The organism is Bradyrhizobium sp. (assembly GCF_049512235.1).
In the GTDB taxonomy this organism is placed as follows: domain Bacteria; phylum Pseudomonadota; class Alphaproteobacteria; order Rhizobiales; family Xanthobacteraceae; genus Bradyrhizobium.
Genome location: NZ_JBEKXH010000307.1, coordinates 1 through 9,787 on the forward strand (window position 1 = coordinate 1; position 9,787 = coordinate 9,787).

Consider the following 9,787-nt stretch of genomic DNA (forward strand, 5'->3'; position numbering starts at 1 on the left):
TGACGCCGATCATCGGCGCCGAGATCACGGGCGTCGATCTATCCAGTCTGCTCTCGGAGCGAGCGCGCTCGAACCGCCAGATCGTCGAGATCCACCGCGCGCTCGCCGAGAACCTCGTGATCTTCTTCCGCGACCAGCCGATCACGCCGCAGCAGCACCTCGCCTTCGGCCGCAAGTTCGGCGAGTTGCATATTCACCCCGCCGCGCCGCGTGAGGGCGACGATCCCGCGCTGATGAAGATCTACGCCGACAAGGATTCACCGCGCGCCAATGGCGAGGGCTGGCATTCCGACGTCTCCTGCGATGTCGAGCCGCCGATGGGCTCGATCCTGCATGTCCGGCAATGCCCGCCGCACGGCGGCGACACGCTGTTCGCCAGCATGTATGCGGCCTATGAAGCGCTGTCGGAGCCGATGAAGCGCTATCTCGACGGGCTGACCGCGCTGCATGACGGCGAGCCGATCTATCGCGGGCTCTATGCCAATTACGGCGTCGCCGACCGGCCGAGCTATCCGCACGCCGAGCATCCGGTGGTGCGCACCCACCCGGTGACCGGCAAGAAGGCGCTCTATGTCAACCGCGGCTTTACCCGCACCATCATCGGCATTCCCAGGGACGAGAGCGACGCGATACTGAACTATCTCTGGCAGCACGCCGAAAATCCGCTGTTCCAGTGCCGCTTCCGCTGGACCGAGGATGCCATCGCGTTCTGGGACAACCGCTGCACCCAGCACCGCGCGCTATGGGACTACTGGCCGCACACCCGTGCCGGCACGCGGGTGACGGTGAAGGGAGAGCGGCCGGTGTGAGGGGCACGGCCGCTCCTCCGCTTGCCGAAATTCTCGTCCTCATCGCTTGGCGCGATGCTCCTAAAGAGGGTGAGGACCAGGGAGAATGCCGGCATCGTCAGAACTTCGGAAACGCAGTGCTATTCGCGCGTTTGGCACCCGACAGGTTAAGCTCTGTGGGCGCGTATGCGTTGACGCGCGCTTTTGCCTGCGTCAAGCTTGCCCCGAAGCAAGACCAAGCCCCGGAGGAACGGCCATGCTCCGCGCCGAGGACAACCAATTCCTGACTGAAAGCGGAGCGGGTACGGGGATGGGCGAATTGCTGCGCCGCTTCTGGCTGCCGGTACTATTATCCGAGGAATTAGAACCCGACGGCGAACCGAAGAAGATCGTGGTGATGGGGGAGGAATTGCTGGCGTTCCGCGACACCAGCGGCGTGGTCGGCGTCATCGACCAGCATTGTCCGCACCGCGGCGCCAATCTGTGGCTTGGCCGCAACGAGGAATGCGGCATCCGCTGCGTCTATCACGGCTGGAAATTCGACACCGACGGCCGCTGTGTCGACATGCCGACCTCCTATCCCGACCTCCATGCCAAGGACCTGATCCGCATCAAATCCTGTCCGGTGCGGGAATGGGGCGACATGATCTGGGCCTATATGGGTCCCTTGGGCGAAGCCCCCGAAATCCCCGATCTGGAAATGGCGCTGCTGCCGGCTGCGCATCGCTATGTCTCCAAGAAGTGGCAGGAATGCAACTGGGTGCAGGCGCTGGAAGGCTCGATCGACACGGCGCATTTTACATTTGCGCATCTCGGCTTCGAGAAGGAAGAGAACGAAATTCTCGATGTCAGGAAACACTTCGTCAATCCGATCGCGCGCATGAGCACCGATCACATGCGATGGATCGCCGAGGACCCGCGTCCGGTGATCAGGATCAATCCGCACGATGCTGGATTGGCGATCGCGGGCGGCCGCTCGACCGGCGGCGATAACATCTACTGGCGCATCGCGCAGTTTTTGATGCCGGTGCATGCCTATGCGCCGAGCGCGATGCCCGGCGAAAATATCTTCGGCCAAAGCTTTGTGCCGGTGACCGATACCAATTGCTGGATCTACACCTATGCCTGGAATCCGGAGCGGCCCATCACGCAGGCCGAGCGCGAGGCTTACGACCGCGGCAACGGCGTGATCTCGGAGGTCGACGCGAATTATGTGCCGCTGCGCAACAAGTCGAACGACTATTTGATCGATCGCAAGCTGCAAAAAACAAGGAGCTTCACCGGCATCAAGGGGGTGTCGGAACAGGACGCCGCGGTGCAGGACAGCCAGGGCCCGATCGCCGACCGCAGCCGCGAACATCTCGGCCCGACTGACCTCGGCATTCTGCACTTCCGCAAACTGGTGATGGATGCGGCGCGCGCGCTGCAAGAGGGCCACGCACCCTCGCATCTCGCCCGCCAGGACCGCTACGCCGTGCGCTCCGGCGCCTGCGTGACGCACCGGGATAAGGACCTGGCGGCGGTGATGGTCGAGCGTTTCGGTGACGCGGCCGGGTTCGTGGGACGGCCGCGGACCGCGGCAGCGGAGTAGAACGGACAACGAGACACTCGAATCGACAACGAGGCTACGGCCGCAGTTGCGCGGTGTGCCGCACGTGCAAGATGACGATCTCGTTCGCAGGATCGTCGATCGCATAGAATATCAGAAACGGATAGCGCACAACGGACAAGACCCGGACGTTTTCTTCGTCGGTAAGGTGTCCGACAAGTGGGAATTCTTCAAGCAACGCCGCCAGCCCCTCGACCCGCTCTACGACAGCGACGGCGGCCGACCGGTTATGTTCATAAATATATGAGAAGATATCTTCGATTTCGGCGAGGGCGGTCTCGGACCAACGAACCTTCATGTCCGATAGCGATTAAATACCGCTTCGACCGCGCCGTCGCTTGCAAGCTTTCCCTCGCGCATCTCCGCCAAGCCCCGCTGCACGGCATTCCGCTCGGCATCACTCAGCCGGTACGACCCAAGATGCTTGCCTTCGATGCTTGCAATCGATCTGACAAGCTCCTCCTGGGCCTCTTCAGGCCAGGTTGAGACGCGCTCCAGCAAGATTTCGAGCCCTTGTCGTGTCATGCGAAGAGATTAGCAGGCTTCTGAATTATTTGCACCGGGAAAATGCCGTCTCTCCCCCTCATAGCGGCGCCTTGCGATACTCCCGGTTGGAAAGGCTTGCTTCCTCCAGATCGAGATCGCGTTCGATGCGCCGCCGGATCTCGTCGGTGATCTTGCCGTCGCGCAGCAGGACGTGGATGAACTTGCGCTCCGCCGCTATCAGTTCCCGGGTCAGCTTGGTTCCCGCCGCCGAGAGGTCGTGGGCATCGGGGTCGAGCGAATCCGGCAGCTGGCTGGCGCGGATCTCGTGCCGCGCGCGCAATAGCTTGATCACCTCGCCGGATAATTCGCGGTCGTCGGTGATGGCATCGAGTGATTTCAGCGCCACGCCGAGCGCCTCGCGCCGCGCCGCGATTTCCGACTCATGCTCCGCCCGATGCTCGTCGCGGCCGTCCTGCGCGACGCCGAGCCACCGCACCACCGGCGGCAGCCCGAGCCCAAGCCCCACCAGCGTGATGAAAATGACGCCGAAAGCAACGAACAGGATCAGGTCGCGGTCGGGAAAGGCCTCACCGCTCGGCAGCGCGAACGGCAGCGCCAGAGCGGCCGCCAGCGAGACCGCGCCGCGGACGCCGGTGAACGCAATCACGAACGCCCATTGCCATGGCGGCGACGGATCGCGAAGGCGCACGCGCTTCAACAACCGCGGCAGATAGATGGCAGGAAACACCCAGGCGAATCGCGCGGCGATCACCATCACGGTGACCAGCGCGCTCGCAGCCAGGATGTCATGAAGCGGAAATGCCTTCGATTTTTCGAACAGCGCCCGCATCTGGAACCCGGTCAGCAGGAACAGCATGCCTTCGATCAGATAGATCACGAGGTCCCAGAAGAAGATGCCCTGCAGCCTTGTCGCCGAAGAGATCAGGAGCGGGCCGTTCCAGCTCATGTAAAGCCCGCAGGCGACGGTTGCGATCACGCCGGAGCCGCCGAAATGCACAGGGGTCCAGTAGGCGACATAGGGCGTGAGCAGCGACAGCGTGATCTCGATCTGGGAATCGCGCGCGCGGTGGCGGGCGCGCAAGGACAGCCAGCCCACGGCGGCGCCGAACAGCATCTCGCCGAGCACGATGGTGGCGAATTCGCCCGCCGCCTTCGGCAGTGAAAACATCCCGGTCGCAATCGCCGCCAGCGCGAAGCGATACAGGATCAGCGCGGTGGCGTCATTGGCCAGCCCCTCGCCCTCGAGCACGACCAGGATGCGCCGGGGCAGTCCGAGCTTGCGGACGATCGCCAGCGGCGCCACCGCGTCCGGCGGTGCGACGATGGCGCCGAGCAGGAAGCCGACATTCCACGGCAGCCCGATCAGAACATGCGTCGCCACGGCGACGGCTGCGGCCGTGAAAATCACGCAGCCGACCGACAACAGCAGGATCGGGCGCAGGTTGAATTTGAATTCGCGCCAGCTCATGGCGACACTGGCCGAATAGATCAGCGGCGGCAATACCACCAGCAGCACCAGTTCCGGCGGCAATTCCAGCGACGGCATGCCCGGCACGAAGGCGAGCACGACGCCGGCCAGCAGCAGCAGGATCGCAGGCGCGACGTTGATCCGCCGCGCCACGAGCGCGGTGCCCGCCAGCACCGCCAGCAGGATCAGAAATATCTGGAACTTGGCTTCCACGATGTCCAATTCCTGTACCGGGTCAATTTGCCCAGCCGGGCGGCGCCGTCAATGCCGCGGCATCGTGACGTCTTATTCCCTCAAATCGTAGCGATAGGATTTCGAAACGATCTGCCAGCCATCCCTGAGTTTCATCGCCACCAGATAGTCGGTGAAATAGCGCGGCGGCAACTGGCAGCGCACCTTGATGCAGGCGGTGGATTCATCGGAGCGGTCGATGGTGACGACAAAATCCTCGCGCGGCTTGCCCTCGGCCTTGGCCGAGGGGCGTTTTCTGACCCAGCCCATCCAGTCAGGGACGGTGAGGACTTTCAACTCGCCCTTTTCCACCCAGCGCAGGTCGGCGGTGGGATGGAAGATGGCGCCCAGCTTGTCGGCATCGCCTTCGTACAGGGCGTCGAAATAATGCTGGACGACGGCCTCGACGGTGGAACGGTCATAACTCATGGTGTTTGCTCCTTGGCTCCGATCAGAGTTTATTCGGTTTGAATATGGCCGTGAACCCGTAAATGCCGCGGCCCGTTCGGCCTTGGCCGCCACCTGCCGAGAGGGAGGAGCGCGCCTCCTCCGCCCGGTCGAGGGTCCGGCGATGGGAGAACAGCCGGTCGACGTCGATGCCGCAGCAGGGAGGTGGCTGTTGCCTGGAATCAAAGCGGCCTTGAAGACCGATTCGGTGAAGCCAATCATTTCAGGCCACGAGCATTGGCCTCTCACTCCCTCTCCCGCTCTTCGCGGGGGAGGGTGGGGTGGGGGCGCGGCATCGGCGGTGTCAGTTGCGTGTGCAGCCGCGATACCCGATCGATGGAGTTTCGCCAGGAGCTTCCCCCACCCCAACCCTCCCCCGCGAAGAGCGGGAGAGGGAGCGCAGCGTCGCAAGCGTCGATACAATCAGAACTTCGGAAACGCTGGATCCCCGCAAGCGGGGAGAGGTAAGGACCGACCCAGATCGTCAGGGCATTCCACGTCGCCTTTGCAGAGGCAATTATTCCTGGACGGCGCCTTAGTGATCTGGCTCACAAGGCCCGGGCGCAGGCTTCTGATAGGCAGGCTCGCATGCTATCAATGCTCTGGTTTGCGGAAGCCTCATGATGAGATCGCAAGTGTCGCCAAAGTTGCAAGTCTCGGCAAGATGGCGCGGATTTTTGCTCGCCGCCGTGTTGCTGCTGGTATGCCAGCCGGCGCTCGCCGCCAAGCGCGTGGCGCTGGTGCTCGCCAATTCGGCCTATCAGAACGTGGCGCCGCTGCCGAACCCGGTCAATGACGGCGCCGTGATTGCGGCGACGCTCAAGGATGCCGGCTTCGACGTGGTGGATTCGCGGCACGACCTGACGGCTTCGGAAACCCGGCGCGCGTTGCGCGATTTTGCCGACCGCGCCGGCGATGCCGACATTGCCGTGGTCTATTACGCCGGCCATGGCATCGAGGTCGATGGCGCGAACTTTCTGATCCCGGTCGATGCCAGGCTGGAACGCGACACCGATGTGTTCGACGAGGCGCTTTCGCTGGACCGCGTGCTTTTGGCGATCGAACCGGCCAAGCAGCTTCGGCTGGTGATTCTCGATGCCTGCCGCGACAATCCCTTTGCCAAGACCATGAAACGCACGGTCGCCGCGCGCGCGATCGGACGCGGCCTCGCCAAGATCGAGCCCGCGAGTCCGAATACGCTGATCGCTTATTCCGCCAAGGCCGGCTCGACCGCGCTGGACGGCGACGCCAGCAACAGCCCGTTCACGCTGGCACTGGCAAAGCACCTGACGACGCCGGGGCTGGATGTGCGCAGGGCGCTCGGTTTCGTCCGCGACGATGTGCTCAAGCGCACCGCTAATCGGCAGGAGCCGTTCGTCTATGGCTCGCTCGGCGGCGACGACCTGCCATTGGTGCCCGTGAAGGCCGCGCCCTCCGCTTCGGCGCCGAATTCGCAGGCCGACGCCCGCCGCGATTACGAACTGGCGCTGCAGATCGGCAACCGGGAAGCGTGGAATGCCTTTCTTGCCCAGTACCCTGCGGGCTTCTACGCCAGCCTGGCAAAGCTCCAGCTTGACAAGATCGCGGCGGAGCAAGCGCGCATCGCCGCGACCGATCGAGCGCGACAGGCCGAACAGGAGCGGATACGGCTGGCCGCCGCGGGCGCGCAGAAGGCCGAGCAAGCCAAGGCCGAAGCGGACGCGAAAGCGGCCGAGCAGGCCCGGATTTCGGCCGAGAAAGCCAACCAGCTCGCGCTGGATCAGGCCGCCGAGGCCGAACGCAAGCGCGCCGCAACCGAGGTGGCCGCAGCCACTCCACAAAACCAGGCGGCCGCCGCCAAGGCGGTCCCTGACACGGCCGCTTCGGTTCCGCCGGCGGCGGAGCCATCCCGGGGTGACAAAGCTCCGAGCAACCTCGCCGCGCTGAACCCCTCGCCCGCGCCGGCCGACATTGCAAAATCGGTCCAGGGCGAGTTGCGCCGTGTCGGCTGTCTTTCGGCATCGGCCGATGGCGATTGGAACGCGGCGTCGCAGCGATCGCTGGCGCTCTTCAACCGCTTTGCCGGAACCAAATTCGACACCAAGCTCGCCAGTCTCGATGCACTCGATGCGATCAAGCTGAAACCGTCGCGGGTCTGTCCGTTGATCTGCGAGCACGGCTTCAAGCCCGATGGCGAGCGCTGCAGCAGGATCGTCTGCGCGGACGGCTCGTTCCTCAATGACGACAACGAATGCGAGAAGCGGCGCGCGAAAGCGCCGGCCGCCAGTCGCGATTCGGCCGGCCACCCTGATCGCGCAGCTCCGGAACGGCCAAGGCCCGAGGCCCGCGCCGCCAAGCCACAGGCATCCGGCCAGATCGTTTGCGACGACCGCATCTGCCGCCCGGTCGCCCGCGGATGCCATGTCGAGTACCGGACCACCGGGCAGGGCGGCGGCCGTCTGGGCGGCGGCAGCAACGTGCAGGTTTGCAATTGATTCGAGGCTTTCGACGCGCCACGGCCCGCGCTTTGCCGTCGTTAAGTCCCTCAGCGATCCGCGGTATCGAGCGTGATCGAGGCCCCATAGACGCGCGAGACGCAGGTGCAGAGCTTGGTATTCCCGGCCTTTTCGGCGGCGCTGAAGAACACGTCGCGGTGGTCGAGCTCGCCCTCGAAGCTGAGGATCGGCAGCGCGCAGAGCCCGCATTCGCCGCGCCGGCAATCGAAGATCATGTCGACAGAGGCCGCCTCCAGCGCTTCCAGCAAGGTCTGGTTGGCGCCGACCGAAATTTCCTTGCCGAGGCGGGGAAGAAGGCGACGGCCGGACGGCGGCCGCTGTTGCCGAAGGTTTCGAAGCGCAGCCGGTCGACGGGCCGTCCGCTCGCGCTCCAGGCTCGCTTTGCGTCCTCCAGCATTCCGATCGGTCCGCACACATAGAATTCCCCCTGCGGATCGAGTTTTGCAATTTCCGCCGGCATATCCACGCGGGGCACCGTCCGCACCGACCAACAGCTGCAAGCGGTTGCCGATTTTCAGCGGCTTGAATTGCGCGGATTTTTGCTCGAAATGACGACTGGACTCTCTAGAGTTCGCTATGCCAGGGGTTAAACGCCGAGATAGCGGTGCAATATCTCAGGCCGTGCCTTAATTTCCCCCGCCGGCCCCTCGTGGACGATATGGCCATTGTTGAGGATGTAGAGGCGGCTGGCCAGCGCCAGCGTTGCTGCCAGATTTTGTTCCACCAGTACGATGGTCTGTCCCGCGGCGGCGAGATCGCGGCACGCATTTACTAGATCGCGCACGATCACCGGCGCCAGCCCCTCGAATGGCTCGTCGAGCAGGATGATTTGCGGGTTGCGCACCAGCGCGCGGGCGATAGCCAGCATCTGCTGCTCGCCGCCGGACAAGTCGGTGCCGCTGCTGCTGCGACGCTCCTTCAGCCGCGGAAACATGTTGTAAATCTGCTCGAGCGGCCATCTGCCTGATGCCGTCAGTCCGGCGAGGATGATGTTCTCTTCGACATTGAGGCTGCCGAAGATTCGGCGATCCTCCGGCACCAGTTGCATGCCGGCCTGGGCAATGGCGTGGCTCTTCTTTCCGGCGAGATCGGCGCCATCGAGCACTACCTTGCCGCTCTTCGGCGTAATCACACCCATCAGGCTCTTGAGCGTCGTTGACTTGCCGGCGCCGTTGCGCCCGAGCAACGCCACGACCTCATTGCGCTCGACGCGCATCGCGACATCGAACAAGATGTGGGAATCGCCATAATAGGCGTTCAGGCCCGAGACTTCGAGCAGGCTCATTCGAGCACCCCGCCAAGATAGGCTTCCTGCACAGCCGGATTCGCTCTGCCAGTTCGAACAGCGCGTCCATGTCATGGTCGATCACAATCATGGTGCGGCCCTGGCCGATCGATTTCAGCAGTTTCACGGTTTCCTGGCGTTCTTGCGGGCTCATGCCGGCGAGCGGCTCGTCGAGCAGCAGGAGGCTCGGAGAGGTGGCAAGCGCGAGACCGATTTCCAGGCGCCGCTTCTCGCCATAGGCCAGATCCGAGACTTTGGTGTCGGGCCGGCCGGCCAGACGCACCAGCTGCAGCGTCTGCTCGACCTGCTCCCTGAGACCGGAGATAGATTCCGGGTCCCGAAACAGATCGAGCCTGAACTTGCCGCGCAGATCGCCCAGCACCGCGACCGTCAGGTTCTGGCGAACCGTCAATTGGGTGAAGAGCTGGTTGACCTGGTAGCTCTTGGTCAGCCCGAGCTGGCAGACGTCGGTTACGCTCTTGCCGGTGATATCACGGCCCTCGAACAGGATCTTGCCGGAGGTCGGCGATATTTCGCAGGTCAGCATCTTGAAGAAGGTCGACTTTCCGGCGCCGTTCGGCCCGATAACGCCGCGCAATTCGCCGTGGTTGACCGTGAAGTTGATGTCACTGTTGGCGCGAAGCCCGCCGTACTGCTTGCTGAGCCCGCATGCCTGCAGGATCGGCCCGTTGGCCCGATCGCCCGCGCGCTTATGCGGCGCGATCTTAGCCGCGCCAATGTCCGCAGCCGCGCGGAAATCGGCAAGCGATTCCGCCTCGGTCGCCTCCGCCGGCTTTTTACGGTTGGCTACCAATCCGTACAGGTCCTTAAGCCCGCCGATGATGCCGCGCCGCAAGAAGGTAACCAACAGCACGAACACGGTGCCGAGCACCAGCTTCCAGGCCGCGCCGAGCCCAAGCGCGGATTGCAGGAAGTCCTGAAGAAACAGCCAGACGG

General features: G+C 63.9%; 9 protein-coding genes and 1 pseudogene. 3 read left to right on the forward strand and 7 right to left on the reverse strand.

Annotated elements, in window-relative coordinates:
* Positions 1–809 (forward strand): TauD/TfdA dioxygenase family protein (locus tag ABSG20_RS24120; RefSeq protein WP_423867014.1); only part of this gene is annotated, 809 nt, incomplete at its 5' end.
* A gap of 235 nt (positions 810–1,044) precedes the next feature.
* Positions 1,045–2,379: a Rieske 2Fe-2S domain-containing protein gene (locus ABSG20_RS24125; protein ID WP_423867015.1), complete on the forward strand. Its 1,335-nt coding sequence runs from the start codon at positions 1,045–1,047 to the stop codon at positions 2,377–2,379.
* 34 nt (positions 2,380–2,413) lie between these two features.
* Here ABSG20_RS24125 and ABSG20_RS24130 read toward each other — a convergent pair whose 3' ends face one another.
* From ABSG20_RS24130 to ABSG20_RS24145, 4 genes are all read right to left on the reverse strand, one after another.
* Positions 2,414–2,695, reverse strand: coding sequence for a type II toxin-antitoxin system RelE/ParE family toxin (locus ABSG20_RS24130; RefSeq protein WP_423867016.1), 282 nt, complete (start codon positions 2,693–2,695; stop codon positions 2,414–2,416).
* Positions 2,692–2,898, reverse strand: a complete 207-nt coding sequence (locus ABSG20_RS24135) for a hypothetical protein (RefSeq protein WP_423867017.1) — start codon at positions 2,896–2,898, stop codon at positions 2,692–2,694. Before ABSG20_RS24135 ends, ABSG20_RS24130 begins: the two co-directional genes overlap by 4 nt.
* A gap of 82 nt (positions 2,899–2,980) precedes the next feature.
* Complete coding sequence (locus ABSG20_RS24140) at positions 2,981–4,585, reverse strand: Na+/H+ antiporter (RefSeq protein WP_423867018.1); 1,605 nt, start codon at positions 4,583–4,585, stop codon at positions 2,981–2,983.
* Between the two features lie 72 nt (positions 4,586–4,657).
* Entirely contained in the window at positions 4,658–5,032 is a 375-nt protein-coding gene (locus ABSG20_RS24145) for a nuclear transport factor 2 family protein (protein WP_423867019.1), read from the reverse strand.
* 641 nt (positions 5,033–5,673) lie between these two features.
* Here ABSG20_RS24145 and ABSG20_RS24150 point away from each other — a divergent pair.
* Positions 5,674–7,524 carry a caspase family protein gene (locus ABSG20_RS24150; protein ID WP_423867020.1) on the forward strand — a complete coding sequence of 617 codons (1,851 nt, stop codon included), beginning with the start codon at positions 5,674–5,676 and terminating at the stop codon, positions 7,522–7,524.
* Between the two features lie 50 nt (positions 7,525–7,574).
* On the opposite strand, the gene ABSG20_RS24155 is transcribed toward ABSG20_RS24150, so the two are convergent.
* The 3 genes and pseudogenes from ABSG20_RS24155 to ABSG20_RS24165 form a co-directional block, all read right to left on the reverse strand.
* Positions 7,575–7,958, reverse strand: coding sequence for a 2Fe-2S iron-sulfur cluster-binding protein (locus ABSG20_RS24155; protein WP_423867021.1), 384 nt, complete (start codon positions 7,956–7,958; stop codon positions 7,575–7,577).
* A 173-nt stretch (positions 7,959–8,131) separates the two neighbouring features.
* Positions 8,132–8,830 (reverse strand): ABC transporter ATP-binding protein, encoded by a 699-nt coding sequence (locus ABSG20_RS24160; RefSeq protein ID WP_423867022.1) that lies wholly within the window; start codon positions 8,828–8,830, stop codon positions 8,132–8,134.
* 37 nt (positions 8,831–8,867) lie between these two features.
* Positions 8,868–9,787, reverse strand: a pseudogene (locus ABSG20_RS24165) (ABC transporter ATP-binding protein); the annotation flags it as partial.